17 protein-coding genes are annotated in these 21,305 nt (G+C 56.7%); 6 read left to right on the forward strand and 11 right to left on the reverse strand.

The window, feature by feature from the left end; genetic code table 11:
• Positions 1-623 precede the first annotated feature (623 nt).
• Positions 624-2,372: an autotransporter assembly complex protein TamA gene (locus GOW92_RS13285; RefSeq protein WP_254453024.1), complete on the forward strand. Its 1,749-nt coding sequence runs from the start codon at positions 624-626 to the stop codon at positions 2,370-2,372.
• Positions 2,369-6,448: a translocation/assembly module TamB domain-containing protein gene (locus GOW92_RS13290; RefSeq protein ID WP_254453025.1), complete on the forward strand. Its 4,080-nt coding sequence runs from the start codon at positions 2,369-2,371 to the stop codon at positions 6,446-6,448. Before GOW92_RS13285 ends, GOW92_RS13290 begins: the two co-directional genes overlap by 4 nt.
• A gap of 12 nt (positions 6,449-6,460) precedes the next feature.
• Here GOW92_RS13290 and GOW92_RS13295 read toward each other — a convergent pair whose 3' ends face one another.
• From GOW92_RS13295 to GOW92_RS13340, 10 genes are all read right to left on the reverse strand, one after another.
• Positions 6,461-6,982, reverse strand: a complete 522-nt coding sequence (locus GOW92_RS13295) for a thioesterase family protein (protein ID WP_170561080.1) — start codon at positions 6,980-6,982, stop codon at positions 6,461-6,463.
• Positions 6,966-7,772, reverse strand: coding sequence for a cyclase family protein (locus tag GOW92_RS13300; protein WP_170561081.1), 807 nt, complete (start codon positions 7,770-7,772; stop codon positions 6,966-6,968). The genes GOW92_RS13295 and GOW92_RS13300 overlap by 17 nt, the downstream gene beginning before the upstream one ends.
• Before the next feature lie 106 nt (positions 7,773-7,878).
• Positions 7,879-10,662, reverse strand: coding sequence for a formate dehydrogenase subunit alpha (gene fdhF / locus GOW92_RS13305; RefSeq protein ID WP_170561082.1), 2,784 nt, complete (start codon positions 10,660-10,662; stop codon positions 7,879-7,881).
• A gap of 13 nt (positions 10,663-10,675) precedes the next feature.
• The gene (locus GOW92_RS13310; RefSeq protein WP_170561083.1) at positions 10,676-12,376 is read right to left on the reverse strand and encodes an NAD(P)H-dependent oxidoreductase subunit E; all 1,701 of its coding nucleotides are present in this window, start codon (positions 12,374-12,376) and stop codon (positions 10,676-10,678) included.
• An 86-nt stretch (positions 12,377-12,462) separates the two neighbouring features.
• A complete protein-coding gene (locus GOW92_RS13315) occupies positions 12,463-13,344 on the reverse strand; it encodes a LysR family transcriptional regulator (protein WP_170561084.1) in 882 nt (293 codons plus the stop codon).
• Between the two features lie 224 nt (positions 13,345-13,568).
• Positions 13,569-13,841 (reverse strand): GNAT family N-acetyltransferase, encoded by a 273-nt coding sequence (locus GOW92_RS13320; RefSeq protein WP_170561085.1) that lies wholly within the window; start codon positions 13,839-13,841, stop codon positions 13,569-13,571.
• Between the two features lie 12 nt (positions 13,842-13,853).
• Positions 13,854-14,351 carry a hypothetical protein gene (locus tag GOW92_RS13325; protein WP_170561086.1) on the reverse strand — a complete coding sequence of 166 codons (498 nt, stop codon included), beginning with the start codon at positions 14,349-14,351 and terminating at the stop codon, positions 13,854-13,856.
• A 433-nt stretch (positions 14,352-14,784) separates the two neighbouring features.
• Positions 14,785-16,002 carry an HlyD family secretion protein gene (locus GOW92_RS13330; RefSeq protein WP_170561087.1) on the reverse strand — a complete coding sequence of 406 codons (1,218 nt, stop codon included), beginning with the start codon at positions 16,000-16,002 and terminating at the stop codon, positions 14,785-14,787.
• Positions 16,002-16,379: a hypothetical protein gene (locus tag GOW92_RS13335; protein ID WP_170560790.1), complete on the reverse strand. Its 378-nt coding sequence runs from the start codon at positions 16,377-16,379 to the stop codon at positions 16,002-16,004. Before GOW92_RS13335 ends, GOW92_RS13330 begins: the two co-directional genes overlap by 1 nt.
• 62 nt (positions 16,380-16,441) lie before the next feature.
• Positions 16,442-16,639 carry a hypothetical protein gene (locus tag GOW92_RS13340; RefSeq protein ID WP_170561088.1) on the reverse strand — a complete coding sequence of 66 codons (198 nt, stop codon included), beginning with the start codon at positions 16,637-16,639 and terminating at the stop codon, positions 16,442-16,444.
• Positions 16,640-16,774: 135 nt separating this feature from the next.
• Between GOW92_RS13340 and GOW92_RS13345 the strand changes: the two genes are divergently transcribed.
• Both GOW92_RS13345 and GOW92_RS13350 read left to right on the forward strand, forming a co-directional pair.
• Positions 16,775-17,782: a helix-turn-helix domain-containing protein gene (locus GOW92_RS13345; protein ID WP_170561089.1), complete on the forward strand. Its 1,008-nt coding sequence runs from the start codon at positions 16,775-16,777 to the stop codon at positions 17,780-17,782.
• 152 nt (positions 17,783-17,934) lie between these two features.
• Positions 17,935-18,225 carry a glycine zipper domain-containing protein gene (locus GOW92_RS13350; RefSeq protein ID WP_170561090.1) on the forward strand — a complete coding sequence of 97 codons (291 nt, stop codon included), beginning with the start codon at positions 17,935-17,937 and terminating at the stop codon, positions 18,223-18,225.
• Positions 18,226-18,619: 394 nt separating this feature from the next.
• On the opposite strand, the gene ychF is transcribed toward GOW92_RS13350, so the two are convergent.
• Complete coding sequence (ychF, locus tag GOW92_RS13355) at positions 18,620-19,717, reverse strand: redox-regulated ATPase YchF (RefSeq protein WP_170561091.1); 1,098 nt, start codon at positions 19,715-19,717, stop codon at positions 18,620-18,622.
• A gap of 199 nt (positions 19,718-19,916) precedes the next feature.
• On the opposite strand from ychF, the gene GOW92_RS13360 reads away from it, so the two are divergent.
• Both GOW92_RS13360 and trpA read left to right on the forward strand, forming a co-directional pair.
• Positions 19,917-20,402 (forward strand): acyloxyacyl hydrolase, encoded by a 486-nt coding sequence (locus GOW92_RS13360; protein WP_170561092.1) that lies wholly within the window; start codon positions 19,917-19,919, stop codon positions 20,400-20,402.
• Positions 20,403-20,480: 78 nt separating this feature from the next.
• Positions 20,481-21,272 carry a tryptophan synthase subunit alpha gene (gene trpA, locus GOW92_RS13365; RefSeq protein WP_170561093.1) on the forward strand — a complete coding sequence of 264 codons (792 nt, stop codon included), beginning with the start codon at positions 20,481-20,483 and terminating at the stop codon, positions 21,270-21,272.
• The last annotated feature ends 33 nt before the right edge of the window (positions 21,273-21,305 follow it).

Genomic DNA, 21,305 nt, shown 5'->3' on the forward strand with positions numbered 1-21,305 from the left:
CGCACCTGAACTCTTCCAGGTTTGGCGCCGTGCCAACCCGAAGTATCACGGCACTCAAATCGGCCCCGCGCAATCAGATCAGCACCTCCGGCAACCGAAACTCAGCGTTCGAATTCACCTGACAGCACGCTTCGCTGAATTCTGTGTTTGGATTCTATGCCACCCGTCTTTCGAACATTTGCCGGTTTACGCCTTGTCGCGGTTCCGAACAACGAAGACAAAAAGAAACTCAAACGTCTGGATGCATCGAAGGTTCAAGCCGGGTACGTCGCCCGCTTTTAATCTCCCGGCGGGTTGTCACGGTATCCGATTTTGACGCGGTGTAGCCGCGACGCTGCAAAGGTCGCCTGCTTGGAACCTGAGGGCTGCGATCTGATCATTCACAGGTTCCGCAATGCTGGTTCCTGATCCCGGGACCGATCAAACACACAAACCGCTAAATTCGCGTGACACAGGATTTGACCTTTTCCTGTGAGTACTCTGATGCTCTAACATGAATGTAATCAGCCGTTGTTTCGTACAAAACGGCAAATGTGAATTCGAGTTGGGGCAGTTGGAGCTATCAGATGACGGGGAGCAGATCGCGCGCCTATTTGAAGAGATGCCTTCTTGGCGCGCTTGCAATGACCCTGCCGACCGCATTGGCCGCGCTGGAAACCACGTTGACGGCACCGGGTGCCTCAAAAGAGCTTGTCGAACGGATGGAGGAAACGTCTTCGGTTGCAACCGCGGAATCCCGCGGGCTGGAAACGCCACTTGAGATCCTGTCGGCAGCGCTGTCGGATTACCGCACACTCGTTCAGATCCTGTATGACGAGGGGTATTTCAGCCCGGTTGTCAGCATCAAACTGGATGGCAAGGAAGCGGCTGAGATCAGCTCTCTCAGCGTACCGGCGCAGATCAATAACGCGGTCATCACGGTCAATACCGGCCCCAAATTCACTTTCGGCGAAGCCATAGTGCAACCGGTTACACCTGAAACAGCACTGCCTGAAGATTTTGCAGTCGGCAAACTCGCAACCACTGGCGCTATCCAACAAGCCGCGTCCGCTGGCGTGCAGGGGTGGCGCGACGCAGGTCATGCCAAGGCAGCGGTCGAAGGTCAGAAAGTGATTGCCCGCCACTCCGAGGCCAAGTTGGATGCCGAAATCGACCTTGCCCCCGGCCCGCGCCTGAGATTTGGCAAGATGATCATCAAGGGCGACACCGACGTGCGCCATCGGTCGATCGAAAAGATCGCCGGCTTTCCGGCAGGCGAGGTGTATTCGCCCGAGAAAATTCAGAAGGTCGGCACGCGTCTGCGACGAACCGGCACCTTCAATGTGGTTTCAATCGAAGAGAGGGAAACCCCGAACCCAGACGGCACATTGGATTTCGATGCCACATTTGAAGATCTGCCAAAACGCCAACTGACATTTGGCGCTGAGATCGCATCGCGCGACGGGGTCGACGTCACCGCGACCTGGACGCATCGCAACGTGTTCCGGCGTGCTGAACGCTTGCGGTTCGAAGTGGCGGTCCGCAATATCGGCGGTGCCGAGGACATCGACGGTCGGATCGGTCTGCGTCTTGATCAACCCGACCGACTTGGCCCTGATGACAACACCTTCTGGAACGCGCTTCTGGAACGACGCAATACTGAAAACTACAACGTCACAGTTGCTTCGCTGGCATATGGTGCCCGGCGCACATTCTCTGATCGGCTATATGCCGAAGCCTCAGCCGGGTTTCAGTGGTCCAGTGCGGACGACGCTTATGGCGACGACCGCAGGTTTAGGTATTTCATCCTCCCTTTGCGCTCAGAATGGGACGAGCGCGACAGCAAAGTCAGCGCAACACGCGGCTTTTATCTGGACGCGCAGATCACTCCATTTGCCGGTCTGTCCGAAACCGAAAGCGGAATTCGGATGTTTTTCGATGGGCGCGGCTACACCAGCTTGGGCACGGGCGGCAGGTTGGTTCTGGCCGGTCGCGTGCAACTGGGATCGGTGCTCGGGCCCTCGCCAGACGGTGTAACGCCTGACTTCCTGTTTTTCTCAGGCGGTGCCGGAACGGTTCGAGGCCAACCCTACGAAAGCCTTGGCGTCCCTGTCGGCACCGGTATTGCAGGTGGTAAATCTTTCCTAGGCCTCTCTGCAGAGGTGCGCGGCAAAGTCACCGAAGCCATATCCCTGGTTGGTTTTTATGACTACGGTACCGTTGACACATCCTCATTCATCGGCAGCGGCGCAGAATACCACGCGGGTGCCGGACTTGGGGTTCGGTATGATCTGGGCGGCTTTGGTCCGTTGCGGCTGGATTTGGCCGTTCCAGTGCAGGGTGACACCGGCGACGGTTTGCAGTTTTATATCGGGATCGGACAGGCATTTTGATTGGACGTCGCGCATATCCGTTATTGTTTTCGGGGCTGATGCTGTCTGCCCCTCTGCCACTTGCCGCGCAGGACGAAGGCGGCAGCATGCTGGAGAACTTCCTGCAGGATACGCTCTCTGGCGACGACCAAAACGTGACCGTTAAGGGCCTGCAAGGCGCGCTGAGCGCCCGCGCGACAATTGAAGAGATCACAGTTGCCGATGATGAAGGTGTATGGCTGACCATCAAGGACGCCGAACTTGACTGGAACCGTCTGGCGCTGATCCGCGGCCGGTTTTCGGTCAACTCTCTGACCGCGCAGGAAATCGACATTGCCCGTGCGCCAGGCACAACGACCAAGGAAGCACCACCTGCTTCGGTGGAAACTCAACCATTTCAACTGCCCGAACTACCGGTTTCCATCGAAATCGGTGAAATCCGGGTGGATGAGCTGTCTCTTGGTCAGCCACTGATCGGTGTCGCCGCTGATCTGAGCGTGACAGGCAACCTGTCGCTGGCAGATGGGGCGCTGGACACCAATCTAGACGTGATCCGACTGGACCGCGCAGGGGATGAGATCAAGCTAGCGGCCGGGTTCCAAAACTCTACAAGTGAGATCAACCTAGATTTACAGGTGAACGAAGCCTCTGGTGGTCTAATTTCAACCGCGCTGAAGATCCCCGACAGCCCGCCGATCGGCCTGACAGCCAAGGGCACGGGTCCTCTGACGGACTTTACCGCCGATATCGGGCTGAGCAGCGACAACCAGATGCGCGTCACCGGACAGGTTCAACTCCAGGCGGCCGACGGCGGAGCAGCCGACGGCATTGCGTTCACCGCGGATCTGAATGGCGATCTGACCCCTTTCCTGGGGCCGGATGTCGATCCCTTCTTTGGCCCAAAATCACGGCTTTTTGTGGATGGCCAGACCAAGCCCGAAGGCGCTTTGGATATCTCGGATTTGGAACTCATCACGCAGGCGCTGGACCTGAAGGGTGAGTTGCAGCTGGGCGAAGGTAGCACATTACAACTGGCTGCGCTGCAGGGGCGCATCACCCCGCCAGATGGCGAAGCCGTCGTTCTTCCGGTCGCCGGAGGCGACACCTCAATCAAGTCGGCGCAGCTTTCAGCGCTTTTCGATCGTCAGAACGGTAACCTTTGGGACCTGAGCCTGACGGCCAACCAGTTTACATCTCCGCAGGCAAAACTGGGCGATGCCCGGATCACCGCTCAGGGCACCCTGGATCAGGGAGACGTTTTGACGGTCGATGGCGACGTTCAAGCCGTGGTTGACGGGCTGGATATGGCCGATGACGCACTGACCACAGCATTGGGCAATCAGATCACACTGGATGGCCAGTTCAACTATAGCAGCGACCAATCGTTGAACCTGTCGGGGTTCGAGCTTGTGGGGTCTGATTACACATTAGCGCTGGACGCGCTGATCTCAGGTCTGACCAGCGGCTTGACGGTCGACGGTACGGCTAAGCTGGACGCAACTGACCTGTCGCGTTTTTCGGACCTTGCCAAGCTGGATCTTGGCGGGCAGGTCTCGGCCAGCGTGACCGGAAAAGGTTCACCGCTGGAACGCAGCTTTGACGGCAAAGTCGTCGTCCAGGGCCGCGACTTGTCTACTGGCCGTGACGATATCGACCCGGTGATCACCGGAGAGACCACGATCACTCTGGACGCAAGCCGCGGTACAGACGGTATTACCATCCGCGAGTTTGATCTGGACAGCGAGGCCGCCAAGGCCGTAGCCAGCGGTGTTGTGACAACCCCGAACGGCAATCTAACGATTGATGGGCAGGCTCGGGTCAACGCATCGGATTTGTCTGTTTTCTCGGGCTTGGCAAAACGCGATCTGGGTGGTGCGCTGCAGGCGACCGTAAACGGCAAAGGCACGGTACAAACGCTGGAGTTTGATGGTACAGCCAGTGTGATTGGTCAGAACATCAAAACAGGAATGTCTGATATTGACCCGTTGCTTACCGGCAGAACCGAGATTGAATGGGACGGTGCCAGAACCGCAGACAGTATCGAAATCCGCAACGCAACCGTGAACGGTCGTGCCCTGAGCGCGCAGGTTCAGGCGACAATAGACGATCCCTCCGGCGATCTGTCGGCTGATGGTCAAGCGCAGATGAGCGTGCCAAACCTCTCGTTGTTTTCCGGTTTGGCTGGGCGTGATCTGGCGGGTTCTGTCGCTGCGAACGTGCAAGGCAATGGCACATTGGCCACCCGAGCATTTGATCTGCAGGGCAAACTAGACGCGAAAGATATTCAAACCGGTATCGACGCCGTGGACAAGTTGATCCAGGGTCAGACGACACTGTCGGTTGATGCTCAGAACGGAAAAGATGGCCTAAGCATCCAAACATTCCGCCTGAACGGAACAGCCATAACTGCCACAGCATCGGGAACGCTGGATCGTCAGTCAGGTGGCTTGGATTTCTCGGTCAAGCTGGACGATCTGGCACGGGTGATGAACACAATGTCCGGTCCGCTGACCCTGGACGGAAACGTGGCCCCGACATCTTCGGGCGTGGAAGGCACGGTCAACCTGAATGGTCCCGACAGTTCGTTCGCCAAACTTGCCGGGACGGTGGACAGTGATGGATCGGCGGATCTGGATTTTGACGCCAAGTTCAACCGGATCGAGCGTTTTTTGCCTGAATTTCCCGGTACCGTAGCCGCCAATGGCAGCGCCAAGCGCAACAAGGGTGTTTGGACTATCGACGCAACGGCCGACGGACCCGCGGATATCAAAAGCAACGTCTCGGGAACGTTTGACGAAAGCACCGGTGAAGCCAACATGAAGGCAGTCGGCGGCGTCAATCTTGGCATCGCCAACATCTTTATCACGCCCAACAAGATCGAAGGCAGCGCCCGCTATGATCTGACACTATCAGGTAAACCCGCGCTGGAATCCCTGTCCGGTTCGATCACCACGTCCGGTACCTCGCTGGCAATTCCCGGTGCAGGACAAACGATCACAGGCATCAGCGGATCGGTCCAACTTGCAAACAGCCGCGCCACGATTTCCGTGAGCGGCGGCCCACGCTCGGGCGGTAACTTCACCGTCAGCGGACCTGTAGACCTTACGCCACCATTCAATGCCAATATCGTAACCGCACTCAACAGCGTCGTTCTGACAGACAAGTTGCTGTATGAAACAACGCTGAACGGGGAAATTGCCATGACCGGGGCGTTGGCGGGTAACAGTTCGATCGCTGGGCAGATCACGTTTGACGAAACCAATATCAACCTCGCGGCTGCATCAGGTGCCGTTGGGGCTGCGCCCATTCCGGACATCGTGCATGTTAACGAAAGCCAGGCGGGCTATGTCACCCGTGAGCGCGCTGGTCTGGTCGAAAAAGAAGGCGCAGGCAAAAGCGCTTCACGTATCGCGCTGGACGTCAGTCTTTTAGCCCCGAAGGCCGTGTTTGTCCGCGGGCGTGGTGTTAACGCAGAGCTAGGGGGAAAAATCCACATCGGCGGCACCACTACCTCGGTCATTCCATCCGGTCAGATCGAGCTGATCCGTGGCAATTTTGACATTCTTGGTCGCAGGCTGGCACTGACCAAAGGCATTGTTACGCTGCAGGGGGACCTGACGCCCTATATCGAGTTCGAATCCTCGACCAGCACCTCTGACGGCACCGCAACGATCGAGATCGCCGGGCCACTGGATTCGCCCGAGGTCAACGTCTTTTCCGACCCAGAGCGCCCGGCCGAAGAAGCGCTGGCAATGCTGTTGTTTGGCAATCGGTTCTCGGAATTGTCGCCGTTCGTGATCGCTCAGATGGCCGCCTCGTTGGCGCAACTCAGCGGCGCTGGCGGAGACGCAACCAAAGGTCTGCGTGAGTCGACAGGCGTCGACACCGTGGACATCGGCGTGTCCGATGGTGGCGCGGGCCGGCTCGGCGCAGGGGCGTATCTGAGCGACAACCTCTATACCGATTTCACCGTTAACACCGAAGGTGACACCGAGGTGAACCTCAACCTGGACGTCACCGACAATTTCACCGTGAAGGGCACTGTAGACGGCCGGGGTGAGACCGGGGTCGGGATATTCTTTTCGCGCGACTACTAAGCGGGCCTCAGTTCATTTTCTACGGATACCAATCTGCTGTCCAACTTCAGGGGCCGAGCCCAGCGGTGCATGGTCCTGCACCATGCGCTGCAAACGAGCGACCGCCCAGTCCGGATAGGAAACCGACCGTCCAGTTTTATGGCTGACATTCATGAACAGCGCCTCTTGCGTGGCGCAAATGGCACCGTCCTTCTCGGACACCATCTGCGCAAAAAAGTGGCCGCGTTTGTGATCTGCGTCCAACATTCGGAACCGGATGCTAAAGACTTCGTCCTCTAGAATCTCACGGAGGAAATTCATGTGGGATTGCAAAATGTAGGGCCCCTGCCCAATCGCATTAACCTGTGCTTCACCCAGGCCAAGATGATCCACCATCAACAATTCAAGCGCATTGTCGAACGCAACCCCGTAGTAGCCCACGTTCATGTGACCGTTATAGTCGATCCACTCGGGGCGCGCCTTGAAGCCGTGGAATTCAAGCGGGGCGTCATAGGGTCCGTCATGACCGGCCAAAGTTTCAGGCGGCGGTGGCATCAGGTGCTCCTTCTTGCGTTTCAAAAATCGCGACAGCGCGGATAAATCCGGCTGAGGCCCCTTTGATCTTGAACGGGAAACAGGAAATTTCGAACCCGTTGGGCGGCAAGGTTTCAAGGTTCGTCAGTTTTTCCATATGACAATACCCGACCTCCATCGAGGCACGGTGCCCTTCCCAGATAATGGATGCATCTTGGGTCTCAGCATACTCCTGAGCGGTCAAGGGAAACGGAGCGTCCCAACTCCACGCGTCGGTTCCTGTCACGCGCACCCCGCGTTCGGTCAGATACAGCGTTGCCTCACGCCCCATGCCGCACCCTTTGGCCAGGTAATCCGGATGCCCGTACCGCGTCCCGGCTGAGGTGTTTACGACCACGATATCCAACGGTCGCAAGTCATGACCTATGCGTTTCAACTCGGCCTCAACGTCGGCGGCGGTTGCCACATACCCGTCATCGAAGTGGCGAAAATCCAGTTTGACGCCGGGGTTCATGCACCATTCCAGCGGCACCTCGTCAATGGTGATCGCGCGCTCGCCTTTGTTCATGGTCGAGTGATGATGGTAGGGCGCGTCCAGATGGGTGCCATTGTGCGTGGCGATCTGAAGGCGTTCGATGGCCCAGCCCTCACCGCCCGGTAAGTCATCTTTCTTCAGCCCCGGAAAGAAAGACATGACCTGCTCAGCAGTCTGGTCATGGGTCAGGTATTCGATCTGAGGCAGCATGATCGGCGGATCGGACACAATCCCGGTTTCCAGCGGAACGGACAAATCGACAAAACGGCGAGCCATGTGCACCTCCTTCAGAACCGGTGACAGGGTTGGCTGCAGGTAAGCGGCTGTCAAGCAAAGAAAAAGGCGGCCACATGGGCCGCCCTTCTTGCATATCGTCTTAAGTCTATTCTGCCGCGATGGCGTCTTCGATCTTTTCCACCCGGATCGCCGAGAACTTGAACTCGGGGATTTTGCCATAGGGGTCGATGGCCGAGTTGGTCAGGATATTCGCCGCCGCTTCAACATAGGCAAACGGGATGAAGACCATATCCTCGGCAATTGCCCGGTCCGCGCGAACCATGATCTCGATCGAACCACGGCGAGTGGTCAGACGGATCATTTCACCCGGCTCAATTCCCATGAGCTTCAACGTCCGCGGGTTCATCGAGCAGTTCGCCTCGGGCTCAACCGCATCCAAAACCTTGGCGCGGCGTGTCATGGACCCGGTGTGCCAATGTTCCAGCTGACGCCCCGTGGTGGCAATCATCGGGTATTCGTCATCCGGGGCCTCATCCGGCGGGATGACGCTGGCCGGAGTAAACTTGGCCCTGCCATCCGCACGTGGGAAACCATCGCCAAACACAATTGCCTGACCCGGATCGGTCTCGCTGAGCGACGGGTAGGTGATTGTCTCGGTCTCCAGACGGTCCCAGGTGATGTTGTCCAAAGATGCCATGGTCAGTTTCATCTCGGCAAAGACCTGAGACACATCCGTGTAATCCCAGTTCAGACCGATCCGCTGGGCCAGTTCGACCGTGATCTTCCAGTCCTCACGCGCCTCACCCGGAGGTGCAACTGCGGGGCGCACCCGCTGCACCTGACGGTTGGTGTTCGACACCGTACCGTTCTTCTCATACAGCGCTGAGGCGGGCAGGATGATGTCGGCATAGTTCGCCGTCTCGGTCAGAAAGATATCCTGCACGATCATCAGCTCCAGCTTGGCCAACGCTTCACGCGCGTGACCGACATCCGGGTCGGACATGGCAGGGTTTTCACCCTGAATATACATGCCCTTGATGTTGCCCGCATACGCCTGATCGATGATCTCGGTGACGGTCAGGCCTTTCTCGTTCGAGAAATCGTCCGAGTTCCAGACGTTGTTGAACTTGGCCCGGACGTCATCGTCCATAACCGACTGGTAATCGGGCAGGAACATCGGGATCAGACCCGCGTCAGACGCGCCCTGAACATTGTTCTGGCCGCGCAGCGGGTGCAGGCCCGCGCCAGGTTTACCAACGTTTCCGGTCATAAGAGCCAGCGAGATCAAACAACGTGAGTTATCGGTACCGTGGATGTGCTGGCTGACGCCCATGCCCCAGAAGATCAGACCGGCCTTGGCCTGCGCAAAGGTACGTGCGACGCGGCGCAGTTGATCCGGTTCGATGCCACAGATCGGCGCCATCGCCTCGGGCGTGAACTGGCGCAGATGTTCTTTTTCGGCTTCCCAGTTTTCGGTCCAGCGGTGGATGTACTGGCTGTCGTAAAGTTCCTCTTCGACGATCACGTTCATGATCGCATTGAGCATCGAGACATCGGCACCGGGGCGGAACTGTAGCATTTCGTCTGCGAACTTGCGCATGCCAACGCCGCGCGGGTCCATCACGATCAGCTTGCCGCCACGTTTGGTGAACTGCTTGAAGTAGGTCGCCGCAACCGGGTGGTTCTCGATCGGGTTGGCCCCGATGATGATAACCACGTCCGAATTTTCAACCTCATTGAAGGTCGCGGTCACCGCACCTGAACCAACGTTTTCGATCAATGCCGCCACGGAAGAGGCGTGACACAGACGCGTGCAGTGGTCGACGTTGTTGTGCTTGAAGCCCTGACGAATGAACTTCTGGAACAGATAGGCTTCTTCGTTCGTGCATTTGGCCGAACCAAAGCCTGCAACCGAGCGCGGATTTTCGGCGCGCAAAGCTTTCAGCTTGTTGGCGGCCAGATCCATCGCCTCTTCCCACGTTGCTTCGCGGAAGTGGGTGGACAGATTGCCCGGATCGACGTTCAGGCCCTTCTCAGGCGCGTCCTCACGCCGGATCAGCGGCTTGGTCAGGCGGTGCGGGTGGTGGATGTAGTCAAAGCCAAAGCGACCTTTGACACACAGGCGACCTTCGTTCGCGGGGCCGTTGATGCCCTCGACATACTTGACCTTGCTGTCTTTGACTTTCAGCGAGACCTTGCAGCCCACACCGCAGAATGGGCAGACGCTTTCGGTTTCGCTGTCGTAGTCCTTGCTGTCACCCTTCTGCTGGTCGTCCAGAACAGTGGCGGGCATCAAGGCACCGGTCGGGCAGGCCTGAACGCATTCACCGCAGGCCACACAGGTTGATGCGCCCATCGGGTCGTTCTGGTCGAACACCACCTGCGAAGTATGACCACGACCTGCCATGCCGATCACGTCATTGACCTGCACGTCACGGCAGGCCCGGACGCAGAGGTTGCAGTTGATACAGGCGTCCAGATTGACGCGCATCGCAACGTGGCTGTCATCCAGCAGCGGGATCTTCTCGGCCTCTTTCGCTGGGAAACGGCTGTCGCTGACATCGTTCAGCTTGGCCATATCCCAAAAGTGGCTCGATTTATCGTGCGCTTCCTCGGGCTGGTCGGCAACCAGCAGCTCCATGACCATGGCGCGTGATTTCTCGGCGCGGTCGCTGTCGGTCTTGACGACCATTCCCTCGGCTGCAGGACGGATACACGAGGCGACCAGAGTGCGCTCGCCTTCCACCTCGACCATACAGGCGCGACAGTTGCCGTCAGGTTTGTAGCCTGGCTGAGGCTTGTGGCACAGGTGTGGAATTGTGAACCCCTGCCCCTTGGCGGCTTCCCAGATGGTCCAGCCTTCGGGCACTGTGACATCTTCGCCGTTCAGGTTGAAGGTGACGGTCTTGTTTGGGCTTGCATCAAGCATGGCTCTGTCTCCCTCAGATTTCGTCAGCGAAATGTTTCATGACCAGGCGGATCGGGTTCGGGGCCGCCTGCCCTAGACCGCAGATCGAGGCATCGCCCATGACCTGACACAGGTCCTCCAGCAGGTCCTGATCCCACTTGTCGGCTTGCATCAGCTTCACCGCCTTTTCGCAGCCCGCCCGGCAGGGCGTGCACTGGCCGCAGCTTTCATCCTCGAAGAACCGCAGCATGTTCAGCGCCGCGTCGCGGGCGGTGTCCTGATCGGACAGAACCACCACAGCAGCAGAACCGATGAAGGTGCCATGCGGTTGCAGTGTGTCGAAATCCAGCGGGATGTCATCCATCGAGGCTGGCAGCAGGCCCGACGACGGCCCACCTGGCTGATACGCTTTGAAAGTCTGGCCCTCGGCCATACCACCAGCGGCTTCGATCACGTCCAGAATGGTCGAACCCGCGGGCAGCAGGAAGACACCCGGTTTCGCCACCCGGCCCGAGACCGAATAGCTGCGCAGTCCTTTACGACCATTCTTTTCGGTGCTGTTGAGGCACTCAGGCCCCTCGCGGCAAACTTTGGTGACCCAATAGAGCGTCTCGACATTGTGCACCAAGGTCGGACGGTTAAAGACCCCAACCTGCGCCACAAACGGAGGGCGGTGACGCGGCAGGCCCTTCTTGCCTTCGATCGACTCGATCATCGCGGATTCTTCACCGCAGATGTAGGCGCCAGCACCGCGGCGCAGGTCGATGTAACCTTTTTCGACGATCCCGGCCTCTTCCAGTGCCGCAATCTCGCGGGCCAGGATTTCCAAAACGGCCGGGTATTCGTCGCGCATGTAGATGAAGCAGGTCTCGGCCTCGACCGCCCAGGCAGCAATCAGCATGCCTTCAAGGAAGACATGCGGGGTACGCTCCAGATAGTAGCGGTCCTTGAACGTGCCGGGCTCGCCCTCATCGCCGTTCACGGCCAGATAGCGCGGACCTTCGTTCATGCGAACAAAGCCCCATTTCTTGCCCGACGGGAAACCGGCACCGCCGAGGCCGCGCAGGCCCGAGGACAGTACATCTTCCTGCACCCTCTCCCAGTCGCCGCCGTCGCGCAGTTCTTTCAGCTTGGCATAGCCGCCTTCGGCCTCGTAGACCGCGAAGGTTTCGTAATCGGGCAGGTGAGCATGGGTATCATCGGCAGCAATGGCAGCCTGCACTTTTTCCGGCGTCGCATGGTCGATGTGGTTGTGACCGATCTCGAGCACTGGAGCGGCGTCACAACGGCCCATACAGGGTGCACGCAGCACACGAACTTCGGAAGGATCAAGCCCATCCTCCAGCGCCTTTTGCAACTGCTGGGCACCAGCCATTTCACACGACAAAGAGTCACATACGCGGATCGTCAACGCCGGAGGGGGCGTTTCATCCTCTTTGACCACATCGAAATGGGCATAGAAGGTCGCAGTTTCGTAAATCTCGGCCTGCCCGATCCGCATCTCAACGGCCAGTGCGGCGATGTGATCGGCGCTGATATGGCCATGTTCATCCTGAATCAAATGCAGGAACTCAATCAGCAGGTCGCGGCGACGCGGGCGATCACCCAGCAGGCGCGCAATTTCGGCCTGTGCTTCATCCGTAAACTGTCGGCCTTTGGGCGTATGCCGCCCTTTGCCTTTACCTGACTTCCAAACGCCCTTTGCGTCGGATGGCTTGGTATCCAGTGGTGCCATGCTTTCCTCCGTATGAGACATCCGTCTCTCATCAGAGTAGCATATCGTCAAATCGCAAATCTCAATCGCACGATAACGACAGGTTATCACCGTAAAGACGTCACCACAGCGCGCAAAGCCTCGACAGTTGGCAATTCCGGATCCCGCGTCAGCGTGGCCAGACAAATTGGTTTACTTACAACAGGATCGACCAGAGGCAGCACTTTCGTCCCCTTCAGATCGCCCAGCGCACGAACCAGTACACGGGGCACAACAGTTGCCGCCAACCCTTCGCGCGCCATGACCATAGACGCTGTAAATCCGCTGGTTTCGGCAACAACATCGGGATGCAGGCCCTGATCAGCAAAGATTCGATCGAGAATGCGCCGGTTCTGCATCTGAGGCTCCAGCAGGCTCAACGGAAACTCGGCCACTCGCGCCCAGGGAACCGGCCCGGTTTCATCTGTCATATGGGTCGGCACGAGCAAAACGTACGTCTCTTCGTAGAGCGGCTGCACCTGACGCAAGTCAGTCCCTATACTATCGCCATAGGTCACGCCTGCATCCAGACTACCCTCGTCCAGCCGGTGCTGGATGGCGGAGGCTGACATCGTCTCGATACGCGTCACAATACGCGGGTGCGCCTGCCGCAATCGCTTGGTGAGCCGCCCGGTAAACGCAATAGCCGTGGGGATTACACCCAATATCAGTGTCCCAGTAATCTCACCTTTGGCAGCCAACACCTGTTGTTCCAGCGCTTTTGCATCGTCGAGGATACGCCGCGCCCGCTGAACAATCATTTCGCCCTCATCGGTCAGGCCTTGAAACCGATTAGCGCGGCGGACGATAGACACGCCCAACCGGTCTTCGAGATTTCGGATACGCATCGAAAACGCTGGTTGAGAAATCCCGCATTCCTCAGCCGCTTTGGCGAAATGGCGATGGCGCGCCAAGGCGTTGAGCAGTTGAAGGTCGCGAATTTCGATCATGTGGTGGCATCACTCAAAACAGGTTGGTGTGACACTAACGGAATTCCTTCGGATGAGGAAAGAAGGAGTTAAACGAAGCCCTTGGATAGGCCTTACTGATCCCGCGACCCGAAATTTTGAAGTTCAAGATTGGAATAGTATCCCCTAATTCAGCTTTGCGGCACGAAGCTGACGTTCAATTATGGGCCAAGGTTTTCTATATTAAATATTTCAAGTCCGACTGCTCAGCGGGTTTGAAATGCTCCTGATGTACTGAGGATGATGGTCGCGCGATCAGGATCGACAAACAGACCACATTTCTCGAGCATTGCCCTCGAAGGTGCGTTGCTAGGTTGAGCAATACCGATAACTCTCTTGCACGCGAACACATCAATTCCGTCGCGAATTGACAGTGCCGTGACCAAGGTTCCAAGGCCTTTTCCGCGATCGCCAGTGCCGACAGAAACCGAGCCTACGTAATACACGCCAGCCAAGCGGCTCTCCTCGTGATAGCGCATACTGCCATTCGCTCATGCCACTATTTCACCGGCTTCATCCTCTACCCAAGAAGTGAGTGAAGGCGGCCCGTCGCCTCTCATGTACCAATCTGGCAAGGGCGCGACACCAACTCTTTCATTTACTGCGCTTACTTTCTCGATGATCCGTGCATTAGGATTTAGCGTGCTGAATAAACGCCATTGCACCTTTCGCGGATGCGCAATGATGCTATTGCAAACCGGGTATACATCCGACTGGTCTCCGATGAATGCATCCCAGACAGGCAGTTCGATATCGTCTCCAAATCGGCGCCTTAGCGTATTGATGATTTGAACTTTGTTGGCCGCACCAAAGCCAATAAAACCGTATTCACTCAGCAATTCTTCAATGTGATCCCAACCTACCAGTTCCGGCTCAATCACAGTCAATGCAATTCCGCCGTTTGCAAGGCCGGGCGACTTCGCAATGTATTCACGGCTCCGGTAGAGCCGTTCAGAAGTTGATAGTGATTGGGATCGTGTACTTCTCATATTTCGACGCCCTATTTACGATTTCTCGATTGTTGTCCCGAGCACCGCACATTGTCCTTTGAAGTCACATAGTATTCTCACGAAAGACCTCAGCGTCAAAAATTAGAACCCATCATCGTTACTTTGGTAACATCCCGGTCCTTCGCTACAGATGGTCAGTCCAAGTTTATTTTCACGACCATTTCGAGCTCTTTGCCAGCCTTCGTTTACGAGTAACCCAAAGAGCAAGAAACTGACATCTCGTGTTAATGAATGCGATCGCCAAAATCCGGCAAAAGGTTGCCTGAAAAGGGCCTATCAACCGTTCGTCGTGTAGCAGACAGCCGTGACAGAGTCGGCAGTTTTATTGAAATGAGATCTGTCCGCAAATTTCAAAACGGCCCCCAACGTTTGTCAGGGGCCGTGTTTTTTGAATAGGAGAGTCTTTGGGAAATCAGGCGTGTCCTCCGCCGATCAAGCCGATACCCGAAGTCAGACCGAACCAGGCTTTGACCCGCAGACCGACCGCCTTGATGATACCCATTGCCTGTATCCCGTGGGCGACAATTGTTCCTTCCATCTCACCTTCAAAACTGGTGGTGTAGGATTGGACGATGCAACCACTACCCGGTACCAGAAGATCGCGATGCTCTGGGTGTACGAGGTCAAGATGAACTACGATCTGACCCCGTTTCGCCTTTTCACTGGGTTCGATCAGGCGACCGCTGGGGGCAAGCTGACCAGAGGAAATCGACTCTTGAATACGTACGATCCTTGCCGGAAGAACGGTATTGCGCATCGAGATGTTGAAGTTGCTTTCGCATGCTACTTCTGCCGCCATACCTTCATACAGTTCCGTGCGTGAGACTTGCGAGAACCCGGCCACGATACGTCCGCGTTCAACATCTTTGCGGTCAGGAACGATCAGCATTGCCGGGCTCATTGCAGCTTGTGCGGCACGCGATCCGACATTCAAAGTGACTTGTTCAACTACACCGTCCACGGAGCTGAGCGTCAGAGTCTTGGACAACTCCACCTGGGCTTGTTCCAGCGACGCTCGCGCCGATGCAAGCTGCGCGGGCAATACGGCAGTCGCTTGAACTTGGGCCACACCCAATTGAGTTTCCGCGGCTTCAACTTCTGCTGATCGGGTATCCAGGGTGGCTTGTGCGCGTTCCAGTTGGCTCACTTGGAAAGCAGCAGAGTTTTTGGCTTGAAGTGCGCGATGATCCATCAGGGACAGTTCAGCTTGCTCCCTTGAAGTAATCGCAGCGTCAAGAACGGCCTGGGCGGTTTCGACTTGCAGTTCAGCTGCCAGTTTCGCGCTTTCAATTTCCTCAACTTTTCGCATCGCGAATTTTACGGCAGCCTCTTCAGAAGAGTTCTCTACCGCAAAAAGCGGGTCGCCGGGTTCGACACGATCTCCACCTTTTACATAGATATCGGTCACTGTTCCGCCGTTCTCGGCGACGACAGGAACGGTTCTGAAGGGCACAAGGCCTGTGTAGGACTTGGGATAATAGTAGAATACAGCGAAGAACACGATCAGGGCCAGGATGAACCACATGAACAGCGCCCGGTGAACGTTGTAGAGGGTGACTGGAATCCCGCGCCATTTTAGGTAGATCACCCGCAAGACAAACGGAAAAGAAGTGACGAGAAGTTCAATCATTATACCAACTCCTCTTTCGAAGGCCGCCACCACAACATGAAGTCGCGGGCGATTGCAGTCAGGATCAACGCGCCTGGCAGCAGAATGCTGAAGTGGCTGAGCGCGGGCATCAATTCGTACGCCAAGGCTATGGTAAGCATCACCGGAATAGTTGTGCGCAGCGGAGTGCCGACTGATTTGCGCTCGGTATAGCGTTCAAAGCGCGCATAGAGGTGCACGACAAGTAGGATCGCCAGGAAGAGAACAACCAGACCAACCCAGGCATAGGTGTCGGTCTGATTGGGCGCGACCCACCATCTCGGATCGCCGCCAGCGGCGAAGGCAGGAGTTGAGATGACGCCAAGTATAGGCACCATCAGGAACGCGGGTGGTTTCATGTTTCAGGTCCTTTTGTTTCGCAGCCGTGCTGCGTGTGAAGATTTTAAGTGTCTGTGGAAATTCAGTTCTCGGTCGGATTTTGGGCTGGTTCCGAGGGCTGTTCCTGCGGGACATAGGGGGGATCCCAGCGACGTCCGTTTGCTGTTTTTTCGCCAAGCGCCGAAGTTTGCAGACCGTGGATGTTCCCCCCGGACCACTCTTGTTTGGCGGAGTTTTGGATTGCCTTCAGTACGCGGTAGTACCTTGCGAAGTAGATCATCGTCGTTTCCTTTCTGATGACCCGGACCTAACCGTCATGGCGCCTGCGATCCTGAGGGTTCTGGACATTTGTTATTGTCTTCTGGACAATCGCAGGAACGGCAGGGGGGTGTGTCAGTCAGGGGAGGACGTAAAAGTGCCACGCATCAGCGCGTACAGATTGCAAAACGTCGGGCTGCGCTATTCGCAACATCCCAACGTTAGCATCCCCTTTTCTGAAGTTCTGGAAATGGCAGGTGCACCTTCGGATGTCGTCGAGGGCCCGGACGCCTCAGTAGAGCTGCTACATGAAGCGGGTGTAGTTGAAACGGCGTGCCGCGTTCTGGAAGACAAAACCTTTGCCGCGCGAGTCGGGCTCTCAGCGCAAGGTCCGGGAACGCTCTTGGCTTACATCGTGCGGGCGGCTGAAACGGTCGAAGACGCGCTGGCATTGACGCAGCGCTTTTATGCAATGCAAGACCCTGACCTGCGTCTGGATGTCGTCGGTGGGCCCGATGAGCCAAAAATCACGCTGGAAAGCAGTGTGATCCCCGCGCATCAATACCCTCGTCACCGTGAAATGCTAATATTTGGGCTTTATAAGCGCGTTCAACAAATCACTTCGGGCGGGCTTGCCCCGATCTCAATTGAGTTGGAAACGGACGACGCCGATCACTGCCAGTTGCTGGCCGAATTGGCGGGATGTGAAGTCGAAGGTTTCAAATCCGGTTATGCCTTGAAACTACCCCCAAAGGGGATGAATTTTCGGATACCAACGGCAGACCCCACTTTATTGGGACACTTACGTAGGCACGGCGAAGAGCAATTGAAGGCACAGCCTGACGCGGTTCGAAGCCTGTCCGACCGCATCGTGGACATGCTTGGGGATCGCCTTCCCGGACCAATACCAAACGGCGACGATATTGCTGGAGAACTTGGACTGACGCGGCGCACAATGACACGGCACCTATCGGCTGAAGGAACAAGCTTTAAAGTTCTTTTGGAAGGGGTGTTGTGCGAGCTGTCCAAGCGCATGCTTCGTAGTGGTGAGGGTGTTGCCCGCGTCGCCTTCATGCTTGGATTTGCAGACCAGGCCGCCTTTTCAGTGGCGTTCAAGCGTTGGACAGGTGAAACACCCGCCAGGTTCCGTAAAGCTGGTCGCTAAGAGTTCTTCCTCCCGCGGCGAACAGGGCCGGAAGATGTCCAAGATCCACAAAACCTTGTCCCGTCTCCAAAAGAAAGCAGGCCATCGGATCACCTAGTTCAATGGCACGCAGCAGCCGCGGTGGTTGCTGACCCAGAACAAGGATGAACCCTATGAAGACCTCGAAGAAACTCTTTATCGCTCCTATCTCCGGCGCCCTTCTGATCACCATGGCAGCTACGGCTCATGCCGACTACGTCACTGACAAAGCGATCAAAGGCGCAGTTGTTGGTGCCACTGTCGCTGGTATTGCTGGCGAAAGCATCGTCGGTGGCGCTGCTGCGGGTGCCGCAGTTGGCGCCGTGGGCGGCGCAATCCAGAAGGACAACTTCGAAGATGCGCAGGACGACGCACAAGAGCGTCGCGATGATTTCAAAGAAGAACACAAAGACTGGAACGACTAAAACTCGACCGCAAGCAAAACAGAAGAAGGAACAAACACAGCCGAACAAACTTCACCGGTCAGCAAAAGAGCCATTGGGCATGCGCAGTTAGCATCTAGACGCCGCTTGACTGACCACCCCCACACAGAACTCGCACAGTTTCTGATAGGTTGCCATCCAGCTCACAAACGAGCCGGGTGGCAACTTTGTTTTGGGCACTCAAAGGCAACGCGTTTGCGGATGTCGCGGTTTCAAGAATCTGCCCCCGGTTCTGCGCATCGCGACACGATTTTTGGCCAAAACCGTTTGTTTCGCCTTAGACCAGGGGAGTTCCACTCAGGGCTCGAAGTAGACCTAAACCTAGTAATGGAATCAAAGAGACTCACACCAGCTTCACTGTCCGATCGATGCCGCCTCAGGTATTGAACAAGAAGTGCATCACATCGCCGTCCTTGACGACATAACCCTTACCCTCGGCGCGCATCTTTCCCGCCTCTTTCGCACCCTGCTCGCCATTGGCGGCGATGTAGTCGTCATAGGCGATGGTCTCGGCGCGGATGAAACCTTTTTCGAAATCACCGTGGATCACACCTGCGGCCTGCGGTGCTGCAGTGCCTGTGCGGATGGTCCAGGCCCGGGCCTCTTTCGGGCCGACAGTGAAATAAGTCTCCAGCTTCAGCAGGTCGTAACCGGCGCGGATCAGACGGTCGAGGCCAGGTTCTTCCAAACCCATTTCCTCAAGGAACATCTGCGCTTCGTCCTCTTCCAGCAAGCTGATCTCTTCTTCGATCTTGGCGCTGATGATGACGTGGGAATTGCCCTGCGCTGCGGCCATTTCGGCCACTTTGGCGGAGTATTCATTGCCGTCGGCCGCTTCTTCCTCGGACACGTTGCAAACATAAAGCACCGGTTTGGTGGTCAGCAATTGCAGCATCTTCCACGCCTTGGCGTCCTCGTCAGACACTTCGACCAAGCGCGCGGGTTTGCCGTTTTCCAGCATCGCTTGCGCTTCGGCCAGCAAGCGTTCCTGCTGTTGTGCCTCTTTGTCATTACCTTTGAGCTTGCGCACCAGATTGGCGCGGCGCTTTTCGATGCTCTCCAGATCGGCCAGCATCAGCTCGGTCTCGATGGTGTCGGCATCAGCCACCGGATCGACCCGGCCATCCACGTGGGTCACGTCGCCATCTTCGAAACAGCGCAGCACATGGGCAATCGCATCAGTCTCGCGGATGTTAGCCAGAAACTGGTTGCCCAGCCCCTCGCCCTTCGAGGCCCCCTTCACCAGACCAGCGATATCCACAAAAGTCATCCGCGTGGGAATGATCTGTTTCGAACTTGCGATCGCCGCCAACTTGTCGAGCCGATCATCGGGCACGGCAACATCACCCACATTGGGTTCGATCGTGCAGAACGGGAAATTCGCCGCCTGAGCAGCTGCGGTCTTGGTCAGCGCGTTGAAGAGGGTCGACTTACCCACATTCGGCAGACCCACGATTCCCATTTTAAAGCCCATGACGGCCTCCTGCATACCATTCGAGCGCTGCTTCTATGCAGGTCCGAGGCAATGCGCAAGCCGGACTGCAAAAGGCGTCGCTGATCCGAATTACAACATCACAAACCAGTTGCGCATTCGTGATCTTGCCCGGATTGAAACCAACACACTAAGCTCACCATGTAAGACTTTGTGAACAAACAAATAGTGAATATGAGATATGAAGTATTTAACTGCTACAGTTGCGCTATTTTTAGCTGCCCAAGCGGCGCAAGCCCAATCCATTGTCTTTGGCGCCGGGTTCTCGGATTTTTCTGACAGCCTTTCTGACGATCAAGCCGTAATCTCTCTCGAATACCATCACCGTCCCTTTCACGAGGCCGCGCGCTTTTCCGCCACATGGGGTGGTGCCCTGACCATAGATGCCGCCGCCGACGTTCATATCGGGATTGGCCTGATCGGGACCTACACCTTTGCCGACCGCTGGTTCGTCGAAGGAAGCGTTATGCCTGGGTATTTTTCAGAAGGTGACGAACTCAACGATCTGGGTGGTGAATTCCAGATTCGTAGCTTGCTGGGCCTCGGTTACACATTGAACAACGGCAACAGCGTGTCCCTGGCAATTACTCACAAATCGAACGCAAGCACCCAGGACGATAACCCGGGCGTCAACTCCGTTTTGCTGCGGTACCATTACGCGTTCTGAAGCAATCTGCCCCGGCGGGATTGATTTCCTGCCAAAGTTTCTGCACATCAGGCCTGAACCTGATTGCAAGGACAGCTTATGACCCGTATCGACGCCAAGTTCGCCGCTCTCAAAGAACAGGGCAAAAAGGCCTTTGTTGCTTATATTATGGCCGGAGACCCGGATTTCGAAACGTCGCTTGAAATCGTAAAGGGTTTGCCTGGCGCAGGTGTCGATGTCATTGAACTGGGTCTGCCTTTCACCGATCCAATGGCAGACGGCCCAACGATCCAGGCCGCCGGTCAACGTGCGCTGGACAGCGGCATGACCCTGCAGCGGACTTTGGATCTGGCCCGCGCGTTCCGCGAAACCGACGATACCACACCGATCGTGCTTATGGGATATTACAACCCAATCTACAGCCGGGGCGTCGATAAGTTTCTTGCAGATGCTAAAGAGGTCGGCATTGACGGTTTGATCGTCGTCGACCTGCCGCCAGAGGAAGACGACGAGCTGTGCCTGCCCGCGCAAGCTGCGGGTCTGAACTTTATTCGTCTGGCCACGCCAACAACCGATGACAAACGCCTGCCCCGCGTTCTGCAGAACACGTCAGGTTTTGTGTATTACGTGTCAATCACCGGCATTACGGGTGCGGCCGAAGCTCAGGCCACGAACGTCGGCCCGGAGGTCGCCCGTATCAAATCCGCGACCGATTTGCCCGTGATCGTTGGGTTCGGGATCAATACACCTGAAAAATCACACGCAATCGCAACTGTTGCCGATGGCGCAGTTGTCGGCTCTGCCATTGTCAGCCAGATCGCTGCGGGCAAGCCCACTGGCGAAGTATTGGATTTCGTGAAATCTCTGGCTGACGGCGCGCATTCGGCCTGATTGATACGTGATCAATTTTTGACGCAGTCGGCG

This window comes from Ruegeria atlantica (assembly GCF_013032505.1).
Lineage (GTDB): Bacteria > Pseudomonadota > Alphaproteobacteria > Rhodobacterales > Rhodobacteraceae > Ruegeria > Ruegeria atlantica_F.